Annotated in this window: 19 protein-coding genes; 16 read left to right on the forward strand and 3 right to left on the reverse strand. The window is 60.6% G+C overall.

The genetic code is table 11. The features are described 5' to 3' along the window. The first annotated feature begins 3 nt into the window (after window positions 1-3). From murD to murB, 5 genes are read left to right on the forward strand one after another with little or no spacing between them, the layout of a single operon-like run. A complete protein-coding gene (murD, locus tag FHX16_RS21545) occupies window positions 4-1,416 on the forward strand; it encodes a UDP-N-acetylmuramoyl-L-alanine--D-glutamate ligase (protein WP_183860908.1) in 1,413 nt (470 codons plus the stop codon). Window position 1,417: 1 nt separating this feature from the next. Further along, window positions 1,418-2,572: a putative lipid II flippase FtsW gene (ftsW, locus tag FHX16_RS21550; protein ID WP_183754580.1), complete on the forward strand. Its 1,155-nt coding sequence runs from the start codon at window positions 1,418-1,420 to the stop codon at window positions 2,570-2,572. A gap of 6 nt (window positions 2,573-2,578) precedes the next feature. Beyond that, complete coding sequence (gene murG / locus FHX16_RS21555) at window positions 2,579-3,703, forward strand: undecaprenyldiphospho-muramoylpentapeptide beta-N-acetylglucosaminyltransferase (RefSeq protein ID WP_183860906.1); 1,125 nt, start codon at window positions 2,579-2,581, stop codon at window positions 3,701-3,703. Then, a complete protein-coding gene (murC, locus tag FHX16_RS21560) occupies window positions 3,700-5,115 on the forward strand; it encodes a UDP-N-acetylmuramate--L-alanine ligase (RefSeq protein WP_183860904.1) in 1,416 nt (471 codons plus the stop codon). Before murG ends, murC begins: the two co-directional genes overlap by 4 nt. After that, on the forward strand, window positions 5,112-6,086 hold the full coding sequence (gene murB / locus FHX16_RS21565; RefSeq protein ID WP_259130301.1) for a UDP-N-acetylmuramate dehydrogenase: 975 nt from the start codon (window positions 5,112-5,114) through the stop codon (window positions 6,084-6,086). The genes murC and murB overlap by 4 nt, the downstream gene beginning before the upstream one ends. 115 nt (window positions 6,087-6,201) lie before the next feature. On the opposite strand, the gene FHX16_RS21570 is transcribed toward murB, so the two are convergent. Further along, window positions 6,202-7,506, reverse strand: coding sequence for an MFS transporter (locus FHX16_RS21570; protein WP_114713180.1), 1,305 nt, complete (start codon window positions 7,504-7,506; stop codon window positions 6,202-6,204). A gap of 477 nt (window positions 7,507-7,983) precedes the next feature. Between FHX16_RS21570 and FHX16_RS21575 the strand changes: the two genes are divergently transcribed. From FHX16_RS21575 to ligA, 8 genes are all read left to right on the forward strand, one after another. Further along, entirely contained in the window at window positions 7,984-8,910 is a 927-nt protein-coding gene (locus FHX16_RS21575; RefSeq protein ID WP_114713179.1) for a D-alanine--D-alanine ligase, read from the forward strand. Further along, window positions 8,898-9,830 carry a cell division protein FtsQ/DivIB gene (locus tag FHX16_RS21580; protein WP_183860900.1) on the forward strand — a complete coding sequence of 311 codons (933 nt, stop codon included), beginning with the start codon at window positions 8,898-8,900 and terminating at the stop codon, window positions 9,828-9,830. Before FHX16_RS21575 ends, FHX16_RS21580 begins: the two co-directional genes overlap by 13 nt. Next, window positions 9,827-11,158, forward strand: a complete 1,332-nt coding sequence (ftsA, locus tag FHX16_RS21585) for a cell division protein FtsA (protein ID WP_016554509.1) — start codon at window positions 9,827-9,829, stop codon at window positions 11,156-11,158. Before FHX16_RS21580 ends, ftsA begins: the two co-directional genes overlap by 4 nt. Before the next feature lie 56 nt (window positions 11,159-11,214). After that, window positions 11,215-12,939 carry a cell division protein FtsZ gene (gene ftsZ / locus FHX16_RS21590; protein WP_183860898.1) on the forward strand — a complete coding sequence of 575 codons (1,725 nt, stop codon included), beginning with the start codon at window positions 11,215-11,217 and terminating at the stop codon, window positions 12,937-12,939. Window positions 12,940-13,226: 287 nt separating this feature from the next. Further along, window positions 13,227-14,183 (forward strand): UDP-3-O-acyl-N-acetylglucosamine deacetylase, encoded by a 957-nt coding sequence (gene lpxC, locus FHX16_RS21595; RefSeq protein WP_183754594.1) that lies wholly within the window; start codon window positions 13,227-13,229, stop codon window positions 14,181-14,183. A gap of 275 nt (window positions 14,184-14,458) precedes the next feature. Then, entirely contained in the window at window positions 14,459-15,328 is an 870-nt protein-coding gene (locus FHX16_RS21600; protein ID WP_183754596.1) for an outer membrane protein assembly factor BamD, read from the forward strand. A 5-nt stretch (window positions 15,329-15,333) separates the two neighbouring features. Continuing rightward, window positions 15,334-17,007, forward strand: a complete 1,674-nt coding sequence (gene recN, locus FHX16_RS21605; RefSeq protein WP_183860896.1) for a DNA repair protein RecN — start codon at window positions 15,334-15,336, stop codon at window positions 17,005-17,007. Window positions 17,008-17,117: 110 nt separating this feature from the next. After that, window positions 17,118-19,283, forward strand: a complete 2,166-nt coding sequence (gene ligA / locus FHX16_RS21610; protein WP_183860894.1) for an NAD-dependent DNA ligase LigA — start codon at window positions 17,118-17,120, stop codon at window positions 19,281-19,283. 20 nt (window positions 19,284-19,303) lie between these two features. Here the strand turns inward: ligA and FHX16_RS21615 are convergent, their stop codons facing one another. Further along, window positions 19,304-19,771 (reverse strand): GNAT family N-acetyltransferase, encoded by a 468-nt coding sequence (locus FHX16_RS21615; protein ID WP_246712583.1) that lies wholly within the window; start codon window positions 19,769-19,771, stop codon window positions 19,304-19,306. A 328-nt stretch (window positions 19,772-20,099) separates the two neighbouring features. On the opposite strand from FHX16_RS21615, the gene FHX16_RS21620 reads away from it, so the two are divergent. The 3 genes from FHX16_RS21620 (at window position 20,100) to FHX16_RS21630 (ending at window position 22,193) form a co-directional block, all read left to right on the forward strand. Beyond that, a complete protein-coding gene (locus FHX16_RS21620) occupies window positions 20,100-20,690 on the forward strand; it encodes a 3'-5' exonuclease (RefSeq protein WP_183860890.1) in 591 nt (196 codons plus the stop codon). A 62-nt stretch (window positions 20,691-20,752) separates the two neighbouring features. After that, window positions 20,753-21,244 (forward strand): CreA family protein, encoded by a 492-nt coding sequence (locus tag FHX16_RS21625; protein WP_183754605.1) that lies wholly within the window; start codon window positions 20,753-20,755, stop codon window positions 21,242-21,244. Between the two features lie 79 nt (window positions 21,245-21,323). Next, the gene (locus tag FHX16_RS21630) at window positions 21,324-22,193 is read left to right on the forward strand and encodes an aldose 1-epimerase family protein (RefSeq protein ID WP_183860888.1); all 870 of its coding nucleotides are present in this window, start codon (window positions 21,324-21,326) and stop codon (window positions 22,191-22,193) included. A gap of 102 nt (window positions 22,194-22,295) precedes the next feature. Here the strand turns inward: FHX16_RS21630 and FHX16_RS21635 are convergent, their stop codons facing one another. Then, on the reverse strand, window positions 22,296-22,766 hold the full coding sequence (locus FHX16_RS21635; RefSeq protein ID WP_056812703.1) for a chemotaxis protein CheW: 471 nt from the start codon (window positions 22,764-22,766) through the stop codon (window positions 22,296-22,298).

A 22,766-nucleotide genomic window follows, 5' to 3' on the forward strand; every position in this document is an offset into this window, starting at 1 on the left:
GCGATGATTCCCGTCACAACCCTCTCGGGAAAGAAGGTCGCGCTCTTCGGGCTCGGTGGTTCCGGTTTTGCTACTGCGCGAGCTCTGAAACTGGGCGGAGCCGAGGTGACGGCATGGGATGACAATCCGGATAGTGTCACCAAAGCCGCCGCCGAGGGAATCCATACGGCTGATCTGCGTTCCCTCGACTGGAGCGCACAATCTCTCTTCGTGCTTTCGCCGGGCGTTCCCCTGACGCATCCGAAACCGCACTGGACCGTCGATCTCGCTCGCGCCGCCGGCGTTGATATCGTTGGCGACGTCGAGCTCTTCGTGCGTGAGCGCCGCGCGCATGCGCCCGATTGCCCGTTTATTGCCATCACCGGCACCAATGGCAAATCAACGACAACGGCGCTAATCGCGCATATCCTGAAGTCGAGCGGGCGCGACACGCAGCTCGGCGGCAATATCGGGACGGCTGTCCTGACGCTCGATCCGCCGAAGGATGGACGCTTCTATGTTGTCGAGTGCTCATCCTATCAGATCGACCTCGCGCCGACGCTTAATCCGTCGGCGGGCATTCTGCTCAACCTGACGCCGGATCATCTCGATCGTCACGGCACGATGCAGCACTATGCCGACATCAAGGAGCGTCTGGTTGCCGGCAGTGGTGTGGCAGTGGTCGGCGTGGACGACAGCCACTGCGAGATGATCGCGGATCGCATCGAGCGAGCCGGCGGCAAGGTCACGCGAATTTCCCGCCGCCATGCGCTGCCTTATGGTATTTATGCGGAAGGAACGAAGCTCGTCCAGGCTTCGGGAGGCGCAACGAAGCCGATCGCCGATCTTGACGGCATCCAGACATTACGTGGCGGCCACAACGCACAGAATGCCGCCGCGGCGGTTGCCGCATGCCTTGCGGTCGGCGTCTCCGAGGAGGAGATACGCGCCGGACTTGCGTCCTTCCCTGGCCTCAAGCACCGGATGCAACCGGTCGGTCGTCGCGGCAATGTCGTTTTCGTCAACGACTCGAAGGCCACGAACGCGGATGCGGCCGCGCCGGCTCTGTCGAGCTACGATCGCATCTACTGGATTGCCGGTGGGTTGCCGAAGGCTGGTGGCATAACCTCGCTGACCGGGCTCTTCCCTCGTATTGCCAAGGCCTACCTGATCGGCGAGGCGGCGACGGAATTTGCTGCAACACTCGGCGAGGCCGTCCCCTACGAGATATCAGGGACATTGGAGCGTGCCGTGGCGCACGCGGCCGCGGACGCCGAAAAAGATGAAAGCGGCCCGTTGGCCGTGATGTTGTCCCCGGCTTGCGCAAGCTTCGACCAGTATAAGAACTTCGAAGTCAGGGGCGATGCATTTGTCAGCCATGTGGCAGCGCTCGACGGAATCACCATGCTGATCGGTTCGGCAACAGGAGATAAGTGACATGGTAAGCCGCGCGGAACGTGGGCCTCTGGCCGATTGGTTTTGGACCATCGACCGCTTCTTCCTGGCGATGTTCATCTTCCTGATGGGCATCGGCTTCATGCTGTCGTTCGCGGCATCACCCGCAGTCGCCGAGCGCATCGGGCTGGAGCCGTTCCACTTCGTCAAGCGCCACGCGGCGTTCATGATCCCGTCGCTCGCCGTCATGTTCGGTCTGTCGTTCCTGACGCCCCGCCAGGTGCGGCGAACGGCGATCATCCTGTTGATCGTCGCGCTTGGCATGATGCTGCTGGCGCTGTTCTTTGGCGTCGAGGTCAAGGGCTCCCGCCGCTGGGTCACCTTGGCCGGCATCTCGATCCAGCCCTCGGAGTTCATGAAGCCCGCTTTTGTCGTTGTCTGTGCCTGGCTCTTTGCCGAGCACGCAAGGCAGCCGGAGATACCGGGTAACCTGTTTGCCATCATCCTCTTCGGCATTGTCGCTGCACTTCTGGTCGCGCAGCCCGACCTTGGGCAAACGATCCTGACGACGGCCGTGTGGGGCGGCATGTTCTTCATGGCCGGCATGCCGTGGATCTGGATCATCCTGCTCGGTGCAGGCGGTGTCGGCGGTCTTGTCAGCGCCTATTACATCTTCCCGCACGTGGCGCTGCGCATCGACAAGTTCCTGACCGGCGAAGGCGATACCTTTCAGATCGACACGGCACGCGAAGCCATCATTCGCGGCGATTGGTTCGGCCAGGGACCGGGCGAGGGCATCGTCAAGCGGATCATCCCCGACGCGCATACCGACTTCATCTTCTCGGTCGCGGCCGAAGAGTTCGGCATCGTCTTCTGCATGGCGCTCGTCGCGCTGTTTTCCGTCCTCGTGCTGCGCGGTCTCTCGCATGCCTATAAGGAGCGGAACGACTTCAACCGCTTTGCCGTCGCTGGCCTCGTGCTGCAGATCGGCATACAGTCCATCATCAACGTGGGCGTCAACCTCGAACTGCTGCCGGCGAAGGGCATGACCCTGCCGCTGATTTCCTACGGCGGTTCGTCCATGGTCGCGATCTGCGTCACCGCCGGGTTTATTCTCGCGCTGACGCGCCATAGGCCGGAAAAACGTGCGCAGGACCGGAGCCTCTTCCGCGTCGCGCATGGAATGCCGGCGGAGTAAGAGTTCATGAGCAAAGGCATCGTCCTGCTTGCCGCCGGGGGGACCGGCGGCCATGTGTTTCCGGCGGAGGCTCTGGCCTACAAGCTGAAGGAACGCGGCTATTCTGTGCATCTCGTGACTGATAGCCGTGCCGAGCGCTATGCCGGCAAATTTCCGGCCGACGAGATCCATGTCGTCCCATCGGCGACAATCGGCTCGAAAAACCCGGTTGCCGTTACGCGCTCGTTGTGGATGCTTTGGAGCGGCATGCGCGCGGCCAAGAAGCTCATTTCACGGCTGAAGCCTGTTGTCGTCGTTGGTTTTGGCGGCTATCCGACCGTACCACCACTGCTGGCGGCGACGCGCCTTGGCGTGCCCGCCATGATCCACGAACAGAATGCGGTGATGGGACGCGCAAACAAGGCGCTGGCGAGCCGGGTGCAGGCGATTGCCGGCGGCTTCCTGCCTGAAGGCGGCGGTCAGTTTCCTGACAAGACGGTGACGACAGGCAATCCAGTGCGCCCGGCGATCATCGATGCGGCGAAGGTGCCGTACTCTCCGTCCAAGTCAGGCGAGCCTTTCAATCTTGTCGTTTTTGGCGGCAGTCAGGGCGCGCAATATTTTTCCAAGGCGATGCCGACCGCCATCAGTTTGCTCGATGACGAGCTTCGCGACCGCCTGCGCATTACCCAGCAGGTGCGACCGGAAGACACTGAGATGATGAGCGTATGCGTCGCTCGCCTGAAGATGGCGGCTGACACGGCACCGTTCTTTACTGACATGGCCGAGCGGCTTGCCGCCGCCCATCTTGTCATCTGCCGTTCCGGAGCCTCGACCGTTTCGGAGATCTCGGTGATCGGACGTCCGGCAATCCTCGTGCCTTATCCGCATGCGTTGGATCACGACCAGGCGGCCAACGCGGCAGCGCTGGCTGCGACCGGCGGCGCCAAGGTGATCACCCAGGCGGAACTCTCGCCCGAGAAGATCGCAACGATCCTGACCCATGTGATGAACGATCCGGAAAAGCTTGCCCGGATGGCGGCTGCCGCCAAGCAAGCGGGCAAACCCGACGCTGCGAACTTGCTTGCTGACATGGTAGAGGCTATTGCGGCACGACGTACAATTGCAGAGTTCAAGGGGAAACGCGCATGAAAATGCCGAAGGCCATCGGCCTCGTTCATTTCATCGGCATCGGCGGCATCGGCATGAGCGGCATTGCCGAGGTGCTCCACAACCTCGGTCATCGCGTGCAGGGGTCGGACCAAGCCGACAGCGCCAACGTGCAACGCCTGCGCGACAAGGGCATCGAAGTCTTCGTCGGCCACAAGGCGGAGAACCTTGGTGACGCCGAAGTCGTGGTCGTCTCGACGGCGATCAAGAAGAACAATCCGGAGCTTGTTGCGGCGCGCGAAAAGCTGCTGCCGGTCGTGCGCCGGGCGGAGATGCTTGCCGAGTTGATGCGGTTCCGGAATGCGATCGCGATCGGTGGAACGCATGGCAAGACGACGACCACGTCGCTGGTGGCAACGCTGCTGGAAGCAGGCGGCCTCGACCCCACCGTAATCAATGGCGGCATCATCAACGCCTACGGCACCAATGCCCGTATGGGCGAGGGTGAGTGGATGGTGGTTGAGGCCGACGAATCCGACGGCACCTTCCTGAAGCTGCCTGCCGATGTTGCGGTCATTACCAATATCGACCCGGAACACCTGGACCACTACGGCAACTTCGATGCCGTGCGCGCCGCGTTCCGCCAGTTCGTCGAGAACGTGCCGTTTTACGGTTTCGGCGTGCTGTGCCTCGACCATCCGGAAGTCCAGGCGCTCGTCGGTCGTATCGAGGACCGCAAGATCGTGACCTACGGCGAGAACCCTCAGGCGGACGTGCGCTTCATGAATGTCCGCATTGATGGTCCGCGTTCGATTTTCGACGTAGAGATCCGCCGCCGGCGGACCGGGCAGGTGATCAGGCTCGACAACCTGGTCATGCCGATGCCCGGCCGTCACAATATTTCCAATGCAACCGCAGCGATTGCCGTCGCCAACCGTCTCGGTATGTCGAGTGAGGACATCGCCAAGGGGCTGGCCTCTTTCGGCGGCGTCAAGCGTCGCTTCACGCTGACCGGCGAATGGAACGGTGTGCAGATCTTCGACGACTACGGACACCATCCGGTCGAGATCAAGGCTGTGCTGCGGGCCGCGCGCGAAGCCTGCAAGGGGCGCGTGATTGCGGTTCACCAGCCGCATCGCTATTCGCGGCTGTCCAGCCTCTTCGAGGAGTTCGCCTCCTGCTTCAATGATGCGGATAGCATTTTCCTTGCTCCCGTCTATGCCGCGGGTGAAGATCCGATCGAAGGAGCGAACTCGGAAGAGCTGGTGTCGCGGATCAAATCCGGCGGTCACCGCGATGCCCGCTTCCTGTCATCCCCAGAGCTTTTGCCTGAAATGGTCGCAGAGATTGCAAAGCCGGGGGATTTTGTGGTTCTGTTGGGGGCTGGGAGCATCACGTACTGGGCGGCGGCGCTGCCCAAGCAATTGCAAAGCCTTTCGGGAATATCTGCATGAAACAGGTGAATGGGGAAAAGCTTCTTGCGTCGCTTGGCGACGGCGTAAAGGACATCCGTGGAAGGATCACGCCGGATGCGCCGATGGACCGTGTCACCTGGTTCCACGCCGGCGGTCTGGCCGAGCTGATGTTTCAGCCGCATGACGAGGAAGACCTCGTTGCCTTCCTCAAGCTTCTGCCGGAAGAGGTGCCGATCACTGTTGTCGGTGTTGGATCCAACATTCTCGTACGTGATGGCGGCATTCCCGGCGTTGTCCTGCGCCTTTCGGCGAAGGGCTTCGGTGCGGTCGAACTTGCCGGCGAGAATCGCATCCGTGCCGGCGCAATCTGCCCCGACAAGCATGTCGCGGCGATGGCAATGGACAACGGCATCGGCGGCTTCCATTTCTACTACGGCATTCCCGGTAGCATCGGCGGCGCCGCGCGCATGAACGCGGGGGCCAATGGCGGAGAGACACGCGAACGCCTCGTCGAGGTGAATGCGGTTGATCGCAAGGGCACCAAGCACGTTCTGTCGAACGCGGATATGGGCTATTCCTACCGTCATTCGTCGGTACCAAGCGATCTGATTTTTACGTCGGTGCTTTTCGAAGGGTACAGCGAAGATCGCGCCAAGATCCGCGCCGAGATGGATGCCGTTCGCAGCCATCGCGAAACGGTCCAGCCGATTCGCGAAAAGACCGGCGGCTCTACCTTCAAGAACCCCGAGGGGCATTCGGCATGGAAGCTCATCGATGAGGCCGGATGCCGCGGATTGGTCATCGGCGGCGCGCAGATGTCTTCGCTTCACTGCAACTTCATGATCAACATGGGGCAGGCAACTGGTTACGATCTCGAATATCTCGGCGAACAGGTCCGCCGTGAAGTCTTCGAAAACTCCGGCATCAAGCTTGAGTGGGAGATCAAGCGTCTCGGCGTCTTCATGCCCGGCCGCGAAGTGCGCCCCTTCCAGGGTGTCACCAGCGAATAGCGGGCGGTGACATTCCTGGCTTAGGTGACAGGAACAGTCTTCTTAATTTCTCTAAGAACTAAAAAGGCCGCGAAACATGTGTTTCGCGGCCTTTCTGTTTCAGTCGCGGTAAACCTCAGACTTCGTCGCGGCCGGAGGCCAGGATGCAGATCAGGGTAATGACTGCAGAGAGGCCGAGATAGTAACCGACATACTGCATGCCGTAGTTCGCCTGTAGCCAGGTGGCGATGTATGGCGCCAGCGAGGCGCCGAAGATGCCGGCAAGGTTGAAGGTGATCGACGATCCGGTGTAGCGCACCGCCGTCGGGAAGGGGGCGGCAAGCGCCGTGCCGATCAGACCATAGGTCATCCCCATCAGCGCCATGGCAACGATCGCGAAGACCACGATGCTACCTTCGCCGCCCGTCATCAGGCCGGGCAGGAAGAACGAGAAGATGCCAATCAGGACGGTGGTCAGGATCAGCACTTCGCGACGGCCGAAGCGCTCGGCGAGCTTGCCCACGATCGGGATGAAGACGCCGAAAGCGATCGAGCCGACGATCTGGATTTCAAGCGCGTCGAGGAACGGGATCTTCAGGACCTTGACGTTGTAGGACAGCAGGTAAGCTGAGCCGATATAGAACAGCACGAAGGTCGCCAGCGCCACGAAAGTGCCGAGGAACAGGCTGCGCTTGTGCTTGCGGAAGAGTTCGGCAACCGGAACGGCCACGCGCTCCTGCTTGTCAATTGCCTTTTGGAAGGCCGGCGTTTCGGTGATCGAAAGGCGGACCCAGAGGCCGATGACGATCAGCAGGATCGACGAGATGAACGGCACGCGCCAGCCCCAGCTCAGAAGCGCATCCTGCGACATGACCTGAAGCAGCAGCCAGAAGATGCCAGAAGAAAGGAACAGGCCGACGGGCGCCCCCAGCTGCGGGAACATGCCGTACCAGCTGCGCTTGCCCTCCGGCGCATTCTCTGTGGCGAGCAGAACGGCGCCGCCCCATTCCCCGCCGAGGCCGAAGCCCTGGCCGAAGCGGCAAAGGGCGAGGAGCAGCGGCGCGAGGACGCCGATCGATTCGTACGAGGGCAGAAGGCCGATCACCACCGTCGAAATGCCCATGGTGAGCAGGGCGGCGACGAGCGTCGTCTTGCGGCCGATTCTGTCACCGAAATGGCCGAAGACCACGGCACCGAGCGGACGGGCGAAGAAGGCGATCGAGAAGGTTGCAAAGGAAGCAAGCAGCGCGGTCGTCGGGTCGCTGTTCGGGAAGAATAGCGTCGGGAAAACCAGCACGGCGGCGGTTGCATAGACGTAGAAGTCGAAGAATTCGATCGTGGTGCCGACGAGGCTCGCGATCAGAACGCGCGCCGGCGAGTTGACTTGCGCACTGTTCGATGAAGCGGGGGTCGGCGATACTCTGGATATCGCGTCAGACATTTTCATTCCAATCGGGATTATAGCTGCGCCTTGGGAAGGCAGGCGGCTCTTAACGCAATTTTAATTCGGCGCAAATGGTCATCGCGTAAGAAACGGAAAAAAGATTAGCGTGCTTCGCATTTTTTTGCCGCCCGTCGGTTTGCTCGACCAGAATCACCAATACCTCGAACGCGGACTTGGATCATTGATCTCGCCGATCTCGGCGGCGCCTCGTCGGAAAGTTAACGTTCCAAGAAACCCCGAGCTGGCTCAACTTCTTGATGAAACCTCGTGCGCTATGCCCTGGCGCTGCTGGTTTCTTTGCGTCTGGCGCGGTTCCGAGGAGATGGTCGCGAGAGGCGAAAATTAACGAAAGTAAACACTTCATTAACCATAATCGGGCTCTAATACATCTGCATCACCGAGCGAGATTCGGACGAGAAACAAGCTTGGTGCAAGCGTCGGAACTCAGAGTGCAGGTTATTTTTGGGGGTGTTGATGAGTCGCAAGCATGTCGCTGTCCTGATGGGCGGGTTTTCCTCGGAGAGGCCGGTAAGCCTTTCTTCCGGGACGGCGTGCGCGGATGCTCTCGAGGCTGAGGGTTTCCAAGTGACGCGGATTGACGTCGACCGCGATGTGTCCGCAAAGCTTGCCGCGTTGCGACCGGACGTCGTCTTCAATGCGCTGCATGGCCCGTTCGGCGAGGATGGCACCATCCAGGGTGTCCTCGAGTATCTCGAGATCCCCTATACGCATTCCGGCGTGTTGGCGTCGGCGCTTGCCATGGATAAGGAAAAGGCAAAGGGGGTTGCTGCCGCTGCGGGCATTCCTGTTGCTCAGTCCGAGGTGATCAATCGATTCGCCTTTCCGGCGGAGCACCCCATGAAACCGCCCTACGTCGTGAAGCCTGTCCGTGAAGGTTCGAGCTTCGGCGTAGTGATCGTTCAGGAAGATCAATCCCACCCGCCGCAGATCATCAGCTCCCCGGAATGGCGCTACGGCGAACAGGTTCTCGTCGAGCGCTACATCTATGGTCGGGAACTGACCTGCGGCGTTATGGGGGATCAAGTGCTCGGCGTGACCGAGGTGGTGCCGATGGGGCACGGCTTCTACGATTATGATGCCAAGTACGTCGCCGGTGGATCGAAACACGTCATCCCGGCGGAAATTTCACCGAATATTTACCAAAAAATACAATCATTGGCGTTAAGGGCGCATCAAGCAATTGGTTGCCGTGGCGTCAGTCGCTCCGACTTTCGTTACGACGATCGCTTCTCCGAAGATGGCGAAATCATCTGGCTGGAAATCAATACTCAGCCGGGCATGACGCCAACCTCCCTGGTGCCCGAAATGGCCGGTCATGCCGGCTACTCGTTTGGGGAATTTCTCCGTTGGATGGTGGAGGACGCTTCTTGTTCTCGGTGACGGTCAAAAGGATAGGGCGCCCAAGTCATCAGGCTGAGCCTTCGTATCCCGAGGGTGATGGTCGGCTGATTCTGCCGCGGCCGCTGCGTCGCGTGGTGCGCTTTCTTGTCAGCCTCGGAAGCGGTCGCATCCATATTCCGGCTCATGTCGGAACGGTCTCCGCCCTGGCTTTCTTTGCTGCGACCGGCCTCTATGGCATGTCGCTCGGTGGTCACACCGAAGCGGTTGCTCAGGCGACGACGACTGCTGCCGGCTTTGCTATCGACGATGTGAAGGTTTCCGGCAACGCCGAGACTTCCGAGATCGAGATTTTGCAGTTGCTGGGGCTTGACGGTACGACCTCGCTGGTCGCTCTCGACGTCGATGCTGCGCGCCAGAAGATTGCCAAGCTCCCCTGGGTCGAGAACGTAGAGGTCCGCAAGATCTATCCGAAGACGATCGAGGTTAAGCTAAAGGAGCGCCAAGCCTATGCCATCTGGCAGCATGGCCAGGATCTCTCTCTCGTGGAGAAGGGCGGCTCGGTCATCGCGCCCCTGCGCGACAACAAATTTTCGCAGTTGCCTCTGGTTGTTGGTCGCGGTGCGGAAGTTGCGGCAACTTCGCTGGAAACCGAGTTTGCAAAGTGGCCGGACATCAAGGCGCGCGTGAGGGCTTACGTCTGGGTTTCGGGCCGTCGCTGGGACCTGCATATGGATAACGGCGTTGCGGTGAAGTTGCCGGAAGACGAAGTGGATCTGGCTTTGGCGCGGCTGGCGAAGTTCATGAAGGAGCAGGATCTTCTGGATCGCGATATCGCAGCCGTCGATCTGAGGCTGGTCGACCGCACGGCAATTCAGTTGACACCGGAAGCGATGGCGCGCCGGCAGCTTGTGCTCGATCAGCGGGCTAAGGATTTGAAGAAGGCGGGGCAAAATATATGAGCTTTTTCGGTTCGTCCCATTTCGGATTGCCGCGCCTGAAGCCGCTTTCGTCGAAGCGGTCCCACGTCGTTTCGGTGCTCGACATCGGATCGACGAAGGTCGTCTGCATGATCGGCCGCCTGACGCCTCGCGAGGAAAGCCAGGTGCTGCCCGGTCGCACGCACAACATTGAAATCATCGGGATTGGCCATCAGCGCTCGCGTGGCATCAAGACCGGCGCGATTTCCGACCTCGATGCGCTGGAAAGCGTGATCCGCCTTGCCGTCGACGCGGCCGAGCGTATGGCGGGCCTGACCGTTGAGAGCCTGATTGTCAATGTCACGGCGGGCCGCCTGACGAGCGATATCTACACTGCAACCATCGATCTCGGTGGACAGGAAGTTGAGCTGAACGACCTGAAGAAGGTTCTGTCGGCAGCCTGCCAACAGTCGCTGCGACAGGATCGCGCCGTGCTGCATTCGCTGGCGACCGGCTTCTCGCTCGACGGCGAACGAGGCATTCGCGATCCGCTGTCGATGTACGGCGACGTTCTCGGTGTCGACATGCATGTCGTGACCGCTGAGCGCACCGCGCTGAAGAATCTCGAGTTGAGCGTCAATCGTGCGCACCTCTCTGTTGAGGGAATCGTTGCAACACCGTACGCTTCGGGTCTGGCCGCGCTTGTCGATGACGAAGTCGAGCTTGGCTGTGCGGCGATCGACATGGGGGGCGGAACGACGACGATTTCGGTCTTTGCAGAGGGTAAGCTGGTGCACACGGACGCCGTCAGTCTCGGTGGCCATCACGTCACGACCGACCTGGCACGCGGTCTTTCGACCCGGATCGAAGACGCCGAGCGCCTCAAGGTCGTTCACGCTTCCGCAATGCCGAACTCCTCAGACGAACGCGAGTTGATTTCGATCCCGCCGATCGGCGAAGACGAACGCGATCTGCCGACGCAGGTGCCGCGCGCTTTGGTGTCGCGCATCGTTAGCGCCCGTATCGAGGAAACAATGGAATTGATCCGTGACCGCATCCAGCGTTCGGGCTTCAGCCCGATCGTCGGCAAGCGTGTCGTGCTGACGGGTGGTGCGAGCCAGCTGACCGGCCTTGCCGAAGTTGCGCGCCGCATTCTTGCCCGCAACGTCAGAATCGGTCGTCCGATGGGCGTCTCGGGCCTGCCGACTGCAGCGAAAGGCCCCGCCTTTTCGACGGCCGTCGGCCTGATGATCTATCCGCAGGTCGCGGACCAGGAAACACATGCGTCACAGAGCGGTCTGCTCATGTCGCTTGGGGGAAATACCAGCCGCTTTGCCCGCATGGGGCAGTGGTTGAAAGAAAGCTTCTGACAATTGAGTGAATTGGCCGGCGTGGCGATGCGGCCATAAAGAGAAGGAACGGTAACATGACTATCAAGCTGCAAAAGCCGGATATCACTGAGCTTAAGCCGCGTATCACCGTGTTCGGTGTTGGCGGTGGCGGTGGCAACGCTGTCAACAACATGATCTCCGCTGGCCTCCAAGGCGTCGACTTCGTCGTTGCCAACACGGATGCCCAGGCCCTGACAATGACCAAGGCAGAGCGCATCATCCAGCTCGGTGCCAACGTCACGGAAGGTCTCGGTGCTGGTTCGCAGCCGGAAGTCGGTCGTGCGGCCGCCGAAGAATGCATCGATGAAATCATCGATCATCTGAACGGAACGCATATGTGCTTCGTTACCGCCGGCATGGGCGGCGGCACGGGTACGGGCGCTGCTCCGGTTGTTGCCCAGGCAGCCCGGAACAAGGGCATCCTGACGGTGGGCGTCGTTACCAAGCCGTTCCACTTTGAAGGCGGTCGCCGTATGCGGCTTGCCGAGCAGGGCATCGAGGAGCTGCAGAAGTCGGTCGATACGCTGATCGTTATCCCGAACCAGAACCTCTTCCGCATCGCCAACGACAAGACGACCTTTGCCGACGCTTTCGCGATGGCTGACCAGGTTCTTTATTCTGGTGTCGCTTGCATCACCGACCTGATGGTGAAGGAAGGTCTCATCAACCTCGATTTCGCCGACGTCCGTTCGGTCATGCGCGAAATGGGTCGTGCGATGATGGGCACCGGCGAAGCATCCGGTCAGGGCCGCGCGATGCAGGCTGCCGAAGCTGCCATCGCCAACCCGCTGCTCGACGAAACCTCGATGAAGGGTGCACAGGGCCTGCTGATCTCGATCACGGGCGGTCGCGACCTGACCCTCTTCGAAGTCGACGAAGCGGCGACCCGTATCCGCGAGGAAGTCGATCCGGATGCGAACATCATCCTCGGCGCGACGTTCGACGAATCGCTCGAAGGCATCATCCGCGTTTCCGTCGTTGCGACCGGCATCGACCGCGCGATCAACGCGGCAGCCGGCAAGACCTTCCAGCCGGCGGCAAAGCCGATCGTCCGTCCTTCCGCGGCCGTTGCTCCGGCGCCGGCCGCAGTTCAGCCTGCACCTGTCATGCAGCAGGCACCCAAGCCCGTCGACACGGTCGCGCAGGCAATTCGCACGGCCGAAGCCGAAATGGAACGCGAACTTGAAATCCATGCTCCGCGTGCTGCAGCTCCGGTCCAGCAGCCCGTAGCTCAGGAAACCTTCCGTCCGCAGAGCAAGATCTTCGCTGCTCCTGAGGCCGCTCCGATCATCCGTCCGGCGCCGGTCCAGCAGGCTCCCGTTCACGCACCTGTCATGAGCCAGCCGGTTCAGCAGCCGGTCATCAGCCAGCCGGCTCCGGTCATGCAGCAGCCGATGGTCGCCCAGCAGGCCGTTCGCATGCCAAAGGTGGAAGACTTCCCGCCGGTGGTTCAGGCTGAGATCGACCATCGCTCGCAGCCGGCTGCTCCGTCGCATGCCCATGAAGAGCGTGGTCCGATGGGCCTCCTGAAGCGGATTACCAGCTCGCTTGGTCGCCGCGAAGAGGAAGTCGCTCCGGAGATGACCTCGGCCCCGGCGGCTGCATCGCAGCAGCGTCGTCCGCTTTCTCCCGAAGCAAGCCTCTATGCGCCGCGCCGCGGGAACCTGGACGATCAGGGCCGCAGCGTTCCTCAGGCTCGCATGATGCAGGAAGACGATCAGCTTGAAATTCCTGCGTTCCTTCGCCGCCAGTCGAACTGACGCAAGGACGGAATCGCCACAACGATGCCCGGGAGTACGCTCCCGGGCATCGTTGTTTTTGGTCGCAAAAATTGGTGCGAATTATGCAGTTATTTCAATGGCATGCTTTCGTAACAAAGCGAAAGAAACAGTGATTTGGAATGGAACCCCGGCGCACGTATGTATGTGCTCGAAGAAACCGTCTTCGTGCGCTTTATGGTGCGAGTTTGACGGAGTGAAATGAACCCTGGCGGATGGCCGGCATGTTAGCCGCGACGGATTACCAGGGGATAATAAAGGCAAAATTTATGGTTATTGGCATGTTGGGTTTTCAGACGACGGTATCACGTCCGATCACGCTCTCGGGCATCGGCGTCCATTCCGGTGCTGACGTTTCGATTACCTTCAACCCGGCGGAAGCCGACACTGGCGTCGTCTTCAATCGCATGCACGAGAACGGTGAGGTTTCCGAATACCGCGCTGTGTCGTCGCAGGTTGGCAATACGGATCTGTGCACGGTTCTCGGCTTTTCTCCGGCGCGCTCGGTCGCGACGATCGAACATGTCATGGCCGCTGTCTATGCGCTTGGTCTCGACAACGTTGTCATCGAGGTCGATGGAGCGGAAATGCCGATCATGGACGGCAGCTCGATGCCGTTCATCGAAGCGATCGAGCAGGTTGGCCTGGTGTCGCTCGGCGTGAAACGCCGCTATATCCGCATCACCAAGCCGGTTCGCATCGAGCATGGCGGCTCGTGGAGCGAGTTCCGTCCCTATGACGGTATGCGCTTCGAAGTCGAGATCGATTTCGACTGCCCGTTGATCGGCCGTCAGAAGTGGGAAGGCGATATGACTTCCGCGACGTTCAAGTCGGAGCTGTCGCGCGCTCGTACCTTCGGCTTCATGCGGGATGTCGAGCGTCTCTGGGCCTCCGGTCATGCGCTTGGTTCGTCGCTCGAAAATTCGGTCGTCATCTCGGACGACAACACCGTCATCAACGTCGAAGGTCTGCGTTACGCCAAGGACGAGTTCGTACGCCACAAGGCGCTCGATGCCGTCGGCGACCTCGCGCTTGCTGGCGCTCCGTTTATCGGCTGCTATCGCTCCTATCGTGGCGGCCACAAGATGAATGCCAATGCTCTCAAGGCGTTGCTCAGCGATCCGACCGCCTATGAAGTGGTCGAGACGTCTGCGCCGCGCCAGCGTGTTGCTCCCCGGGACTTCATCCGGGTCAACGCACCGGAATTTGCTCCCTGGTCGGCATGACCTCCATCGCAGTTTTTAGGCCAGGGCCGCCTCCTTCGGGAGGCGGTTTCTTTATGGGCTGTGAGCTGTCGGCGAATCCTGGATAGGTGTTTTGCCGCAGATGTTTAGAGGCAACAGTTGCAGCTTTCCCGGTGCAAAACTGGCGATTATGGCCCGCCTCGCCACAAAAATGCGTTAATGCATCATCATTGCGTTGCTCTGGCTCCACATTTGTGGCTAGAAACGCCAGCAGGGCGTGGCTGCCGTTGAGGGATGGCGGCGTTGGGATTGTTCCGATGGGTTATGCAGGGTCTGAAAGTATGATGAAGACAGCGCGCGCTTTGTTCGCATCGCTCTTGGTGCTGAGCGCAGGTGCCTTAATTTCCGGATGCCAGTCTGACCCCGATATCGACATCACCAAGCTCGGCCTCGAGAATGATCCGCCGGATGTTCTCTATACGCAGGGTCTCGCCAACATGAAGGCCGGCAACATGGCCGAAGCGGCGCGCAAGTTCGACGCGATCGACCGCGAGAACCCGTTCTCGGAATGGGCGCGCAAGGCCCTCGTGATGAGCACCTTCGTCAAGTACCGCCAGGGCCGTCTCGATGACGCGCTTGCTTCGGGTAACCGCTACATGGCGCAGTATCCGAAGTCCAAGGATGCGCCTTACGTCCAGTATTTGATCGGCCTGACCTATTCGAAGCAGATCGTTGACGTCACGCAGGATCAGCGCGCATCGGCCAAGACCGTCGAGGCCATGCAGGCGGTCATCGACAACTATCCGGATTCCGAATACGTCGACGACGCACAGGCGAAAATCCGCTTCGCACGCGACCAGATGGCCGGCAAGGAAATGCAGGTCGGCCGCTACTATATGGAGCGTAAGGAATATCTCGCCGCGATCTCGCGCTTCCGCACGGTGGTCGAGAAGTATCCGAATACCAACCAGATCGAAGAAGCCCTCGCGCGCCTCGTTGAGGCTTACTATGCAATGGGGATCGTCGACGAGGCGCAAACAGCTGCGGCGGTTCTCGGCCACAACTACCCTGACAGCCAGTGGTACGCGGATTCCTTCAAGCTCCTGAAGAGCGGTGGCACCGAGCCGCGTGAAAACCCGGGCTCCTGGATCGCTGCCGCAGGCAAGAAACTCCTGCTCGGTACCTGAGGCCAATGCTGATCCAGCTTTCGATCCGCGATATCGTTTTGATCGAGCGGCTGGATCTTGCCTTCGAGACCGGCCTCTCGGTGCTGACCGGTGAGACCGGCGCTGGCAAATCCATCCTCCTCGACAGCCTTTCGCTTGCCCTTGGGGGTCGCGGCGACGGCGGCCTGGTTCGCCATGGCGAAGACAAGGGCCAGGTTACGGCCGTCTTCGACGTCGGCCCGGATCACGGTGCCCGCAACCTGCTGCGTGAGAACGGCATCGATGATGACGGCGATCTGATCTTCCGCCGTGTTCAGAACTCCGACGGGCGCACCAAGGCCTATGTCAACGACCAGCCGCTCAGCGTTCAGCTGATGCGTCAGGCCGGACAAATGCTCGTCGAGATCCACGGCCAGCACGATGATCGCGCACTCGTCGACGCGCATGCGCACAGGATCCTGCTTGATGCCTTCGCGGGCGCGAACGAAGACGCTGCCGCCGTTTCCAACCTCTACCGTATCTGGCGCGATACTGAGCGAACGCTGAAGAAACAGCGCGAGAAGGTGGAGAACGCCGCCCGCGAGGCAGACTATCTGCGCTCCTCCGTAGAGGAACTGGAGAAGCTTTCGCCCCACGACGGCGAAGAGGACGAACTTGCCGACCGTCGCCAGAAGATGATGAAGGCAGAGCGCATCGCGGGCGATATAGCCGAAGCGTCCGAGTTCCTCAATGGCAACGCTTCTCCCGTGCCGCACATCGCCTCGCTGGTGCGCCGGCTAGAGCGCAAGAGCCACGAAGCCCCAGGCTTGCTGGAAGACACTGTGGCGCTTCTGGATGCTGCGCTCGATCAACTTTCCAATGCGCAAATGGAAGTCGAGGCTGCGCTGAGGAAGACGGAATACGATCCCAAGGAATTGGAGCGTGTCGAAGAGCGCCTGTTTGCGCTTCGCGCCGCTTCGCGCAAATACTCTGTTCCGGTGACCGAACTGCCGGCGCTCGCCGTTCGCATGATCAGCGATCTTGCGGATCTCGACGCCGGCGAGGAAAGGCTCGCCAAGCTTGAGGCCGAAGTTGGTGTCAGCAAGGCGAACTACCACGCCGCGGCTCGCTCGCTTTCCGACAAGCGCCATCATGCCGGCGACGCCCTGGCTGCTGCCGTGATGGCGGAATTGCCGGCACTGAAGCTCGAGCGGGCGCGGTTCATGGTGGAGATCACCACCAATCCCGAGGATGCGACATCCGAGGGCATCGACATCGTCGAGTTCCATGTTCAGACCAATCCGGGTACGCGTCCGGGCTCCATCATGAAGGTCGCCTCCGGCGGTGAACTCTCGCGCTTCCTGCTCGCCCTAAAGGTGGCGCTCGCCGATCGCGGTTCGGCACCAACGCTCGTCTTCGACGAAATCGATACCGGCGTCGGCGGAGCGGTTGCGGATGCGATCGGTCAGCGACTCAAACGCCTTTCCGACCGCGTGCAGGTCCTTTCCGTCACGCATGCGCCGCAGGTTGCAGCGCGAGCGGCTACGCACCTGCTGATCTCCAAGGGGCCTACTTCCGACGGCTCCGAGAAGATCGCGACGCGCGTCGCGACGATGGCGCCCGACGATCGCACCGAAGAAATTGCCCGCATGCTGGCCGGGGCTTCGGTGACCGAGGAGGCGAGGGCGGCTGCTGCCCGGTTGCTGGCTGGCAGCGGCTGATTCCACAGCTCTTCGAAATGGGGAGCAGGCACGGTTAACGATCTCTCCCGCTCTTTCAATCCATACGTTTTGCTCTAAAACCGACTCCAGATTCGTGGAGCGAGAGCCGTATGTCGACTGAAGCCATAGCCGTTGATGCCCTGACGATCGAAGATGCCGCAGCCGAGCTTGAGCGGCTTGCCAGAGAGATCGCCCGCAACGACGAGCTCTATCACGGCGAGGACCGTCCGGCGATCTCGGACGCCGAGTATGATGCGCTGAAGCGACGCAACGACGCGATCGAGGCGCGTTTCCCTGAGCTCATCCGCGAGGACAGTCCGTCGCGGCGCGTCGGCGCGGCACCCTCGGTGACCTTCGCGCCTGTTGTGCACGCACGGCCGATGCTGTCGCTAGACAACACCTTCTCGCAGGAGGATGTGCAGGACTTCGTTGCAAGCGTCTATCGTTTCCTCGGCCGCTTGCCGGACCAGTCGATCGCGTTTACGGCAGAGCCGAAGATCGATGGCCTCTCCATGTCGATCCGTTACGAGAACCGCAGGATGGTAAGCGCTGCAACCCGCGGCGACGGTACGACCGGCGAAAACGTCACCGCCAACATCCGGACGATCAAGGAAATTCCTCAAACCCTTCCTGCGAGCGCGCCAGCAGTCGTCGAGGTGCGCGGCGAAGTCTATATGGCCAAGAGCGATTTTCTAGCGTTGAACAAGCAGATGGAAGCCGAGGGGAAGCAGACCTACGTCAATCCGCGCAACACGGCCGCGGGTTCGCTACGTCAGCTTGACGCCAAGGTGACGGCAAGCCGCAAGCTGAAGTTCTTCGCCTATGCCTGGGGCGAGATATCCGACATGCCTTCCGACACTCAGTTTGGCATGGTCGAGGTATTCAAGAGTTGGGGCTTCCCGATCAATCCGCTGATGAAGCGGCTGAATTCGGTCGCCGAGATTCTGGCCCATTACGATGAGATCGGCCTGAAGCGGCCGGATCTGGACTATGACATCGACGGTGTCGTCTACAAGGTCGACAGTCTTGAGCTGCAGGCCCGCCTTGGCTTCCGCTCACGCAGTCCACGTTGGGCGACAGCCCACAAGTTCCCGGCCGAGCAGGCGTTCACGACGGTCGAAAATATCGATATCCAGGTCGGCCGCACCGGTGCGCTCACTCCGGTAGCGCGGCTGACGCCGATTACGGTCGGCGGCGTCGTTGTGACCAATGCGACACTACACAACGCCGATTATATCGAAGGCATCGGCAATTCGGGCGAACGTATCCGTGAAGTCGGGCATGACATCAGGATCGGTGATACCGTTATCGTACAGCGGGCAGGCGACGTCATCCCGCAGGTGCTTGATGTTGTCATGGAGAAGCGGCCCACAGACGCCGTCCGCTACGATTTCCCGCAAAAATGCCCGGTCTGCGGCAGTCATGCTGTGCGGGAAAAGAACGAGAAAACGGGAAAGCTCGATTCAGTTACCCGATGCACCGGCGGTTTCATCTGCCGTGCACAGGCAACCGAGCATCTGAAGCACTTCGTCTCCCGCAATGCCTTCGATATCGAGGGCCTGGGGTCGAAGCAGGTCGACTTCTTCTTTGAGAGCGACGATCCTGCCCTGCAGATCCGCACTGCGCCCGATATTTTCACTCTGGAGAAGCGGCAGGCGAACTCGCTGACCAAGCTTGAAAACATCGAAGGCTTCGGCAGGGTCAGCGTCGGAAAGCTCTATGCGGCAATCAACGAGCGACGCAGCATTGCGCTGCATCGGTTCATCTATGCCCTCGGTATCCGCCACATCGGAGAGACCACGGCGAAGCTTCTGGCGCGCTCCTACGGCACCTACGCCGATTTCGAGGCAGCGATGAAGGATGCTGCGCCCCTGTCCGGCGATGCCTGGAACGACCTCAACGCGATTGAAGGCATCGGGGAGATCGTGGCGCGCGCCATCGTCGAATTCTACAAGGAGCCGCGCAATGTCGAGGTCATCTCGCGGCTGCTTGCCGAACTGAACGACGGCACACCCCTGGCGGCCGAAAAGGTCGCGGCTTCCAACAGCCCTGTTGCCGGCAAGACCGTCGTCTTCACCGGTTCGCTGGAGAAGTTTACGCGTGACGAGGCCAAGGCGCGGGCAGAGAGCCTTGGAGCCAAGGTTGCCGGTTCGGTGTCGACGAAGACCGATATCGTCGTCGCAGGACCCGGAGCCGGCTCGAAGCTCGACAAGGCACGTGAGCTTGGCGTCCAAACGATGGACGAGGACGAGTGGCTGGCACTGATCAGTGGGTGAGGACGCCAGCCTTCGCCTTTCTACAGCCTGACTCGCGCCATCGTGTACGCGTCGACATAGGCGCCGTCTCGGAAGCCGAAGGACTTTAACAGGCCTTCCGTCTCGAAACCGAACTTCTTGTAGAGTGCAAGGGCGGCAGCGTTATCCGTGTAGACCGTGAGTTCCAGCCGCTTGATATCAAGCCAATTGTCCGCCGTATCGACAAGCGCCTGCATCAACGCGCTGCCGACGCCCTTTCCGGTGAAATTATCGTGCACGCCCATGCCGATGCTCGCCGCGTGGCTGCGCCGCCCCAGAAGGCGCATGAGATGCGCGTCGCCGATCGGCACCCCGTCGACCTCCGCGACAATGCTCACGTTGCCCTGTGGCATCGACTCGAAACGCTTCCGTGTTTCCTCGACGCTCTGATAAGGAAGACGGAGCGTGCCGTGGCGAAAGCCTGGCAGGTTGAGCATGGCCGTTACCGCCTCGATGTCGCTTGCGCGCATCGCGCGGATCGTCACGCCCGTCACGGGCGGTTTGAGGGGTTTTTCTTCCGGATTATCCAAGACGCTCTCCTTGAGTTGTTGGAGGAGAGCAAGCTTCGAAAACCCTGCTCACCTCGGCAGGGTCTTCGGGATCGATCGGTCGATTAACGCGCCAATGCTCCCCCGAGCCCTGCATGGGTCGTGGTGTGGTGCATGGTCGTAAGAATTGCGCGTGATCCGATCATGCGACGAAAGTCGTTGATGGCGACGCTTGAGTCAAGCCGGGGTGTTTACCTCCGGCTCCCTACAACGCTAAATCGGTGAAAAGATATCGACTCGGAAGCCTCGGTTGAAGACCATCGCCATTGACTTCGAAACAGCCAACGAACAGCGCGGCAGCGCCTGTTCGGTCGGTCTGGCATGGATCGAGGACGGTAAAGTGACCCGCGTAGAGGAGCGTTTGATCCGACCGAGGGAAATGCGGTTTTCCGGCATGAACATCGCCATTCACGGCATTCGGCCGGAGCATGTCGAGGACGCACCCGAGTTTCCCGAGGTTATGGACGAGTTCCACCACGATTTCCGGGGGGCGACCATGATCGCGCACAATGCTGCTTTCGATTTCAGCGTCTGGCGCGCAAGCCTCGATCTCTATCGGCAATCCTATCCGGAACTGACCTATCTCTGCAGCCTGAAGATGGCTCAGCGGATCTGGCCGCATTTCCTGTCGCATCGGCTCAACATCGTCGCCGAGCACCTTGGCCTGCGCTTTGCGCATCACAACGCTGCCGAAGACGCAGCCGTCTGCGCGCACGCGGCGCTCGCGATGGCAAAGGCCGTCGGTGCCGCTGCCGTCAATGCCATTCCCGCTCTGATCGGGATGAAGCCGGGAAAGTTGACACCGGAAGGATATGAAGCCTGCACCTGCCGGAAGGCGTGAAGGTTCCTTGTAAAGGCATCCGTCGGACTTACCTTAGAATCGGATGTAACCAGGGAAACACCATGTCTGGAAAAAGCTGCATCATTCTCGCTGCCTCGCTCATCGGTCTCTGCGCCGGCACGGCATCGGCTGACCAAGTCGGCAAGGTTGGTGTCGACTGGATCGGTAACGACATCATCATCGACGCAGTGGCAGACCCTCAGGTGAAGGGCGTAACCTGTCACGTCACCTATTTCGACCGCAGCGTCATCGACCGCGTGAAGAACGGCAACTGGTTTGAGGATCCCTCGAACAATTCCATTTCCTGCCGCCAGACCGGGCCGATCGAGATCGACGACATCAACCTCTCGAAAGGCGGCGACGAAGTCTTCAAGACGGGCATGTCGCTGATCTGGAAGAAGCTGGTCGTCAACCGGATCTACGACAAGGAAAACGACACGCTGATCTACCTCGCGCATTCCCGCGAATTGACCGATGGCTCGGCCAAAATGGCGATCTCGACGATCCCGCTTTATGGCCAGAACGTCACCTGGAAAAACGGTAAGCCGCAATAACGCCTGCACGCCGGTTCGGATGGAATCGGCGGCAGGCCCAGATATGGTCCGATGGCGGACCAAACCGAAGGGAACGCTCATGCCAAGCCACGCGCGGATCGGCAACCAATATCTGACGGTCGATGTTTCCTCACTAGGAGCCGAGATGCAGTCGCTTGTGACAAGCGACGGCCGGTCGTGGTTGTGGAACGGAGATGCGGCTTTCTGGGGCGGACGTTCGCCGGTGCTTTTTCCGATTGTCGGCAAGGCGCCCGAGGACATGTTGGCGATCGACGGCGAGACCTATCCGATGGGGCAGCACGGTTTCGCGCGCCGGACGGAATTTGCCCTTGCCTCCGCGGACGCAACGACATGCCGGTATGAACTCGCCTCATCGCCGACGACGCGGGCGGTCTATCCTTTCGACTTCCTGTTGGCGGTAGAACACACGCTGGAGGGACGGGCACTGACCGTCGCAGCCGAGGTCACAAATCGCGATAGCCGGCCGTTGCCCTTCGGCCTCGGCTTTCATCCCGCCTTCGTCTGGCCATTGCCTGGATTTGCCGGGCGCGATCACGTCATCACCCTCGACAATCAGGGAGAGCCAGGTTTGGTGCGATTGCAGGGTGGGTTGATCTCGCCCGCGAAGCTGGCGTCGCCATTCAAGGCCGGACGGCTTGTGCTGGACCGCGGCATGTTCGAGCAGGATGCCATGATCTTTCCCGAGGGGGCGGGGAAGGGATTAAGCTACGGTGTCGATGGTGGGCCGACGATGCATTTCCGTTTTGAAAATCTGCCCAATCTGGCGCTCTGGCAGAAACCGGGCGCACCGTTCATCTGTATCGAACCCTGGCATGGAACGGCCGCTGAGAAGGACGGCTCGAACGAGATTGCAAAGCGCCCGTACAGCCTGACATTGCCTCCCGGCGAAACCAGCCGCTTTGCATTCACGGTCGAGATCGTGGAGTAGTTAAAGCTGGCATCTTTCCACGCGCGAAAGACGAAAACCGCCTGCAAGTAGTCTTGCAGGCGGCGAGTTTGCTTATGGGACGTGACCGCGCAAGACGGGCTATTACGCAGCTTCGCGCGTCAATTCGTCGGCGATGACGGTGTCGAGGTTCAGGAAGCAGACCATGGTCTTTTCGAGGGCGACGATGCCGCGGCAGAAGGCGCGCTGCGCTTCCGGGATGATTTCCGGGGCCGGCTGCAGGTCTTCGCTCTTGATGGTCATCATGTCGGAGACCTGTTCGACCAGCAGGCCGACGAGCTTGCCAGCAATGTCGGTGACGATGATGGCAGAGCGCTCTGACGGCTCGGTCATCTTCATGCCGAGACGGCAGGCCATGTCGATGACAGGGATCACAGCGCCACGCAGGTTGATGAGGCCGAGGACGTAAGGCGGCGTGTGCGGCATCGGCGTCACCGGCGCCCAGCCGCGAATTTCGCGGATCGCCATGATGTCGATGCAGAATTCCTGCTCGCCGAGATGGAAGGAGACGATCTCGAGATGCGAGCCGGTCTGGTTGATGACGGTGTTGTTCAT

Source organism: Rhizobium sp. BK661 (genome assembly GCF_024808825.1).
In the GTDB taxonomy this organism is placed as follows: domain Bacteria; phylum Pseudomonadota; class Alphaproteobacteria; order Rhizobiales; family Rhizobiaceae; genus Rhizobium.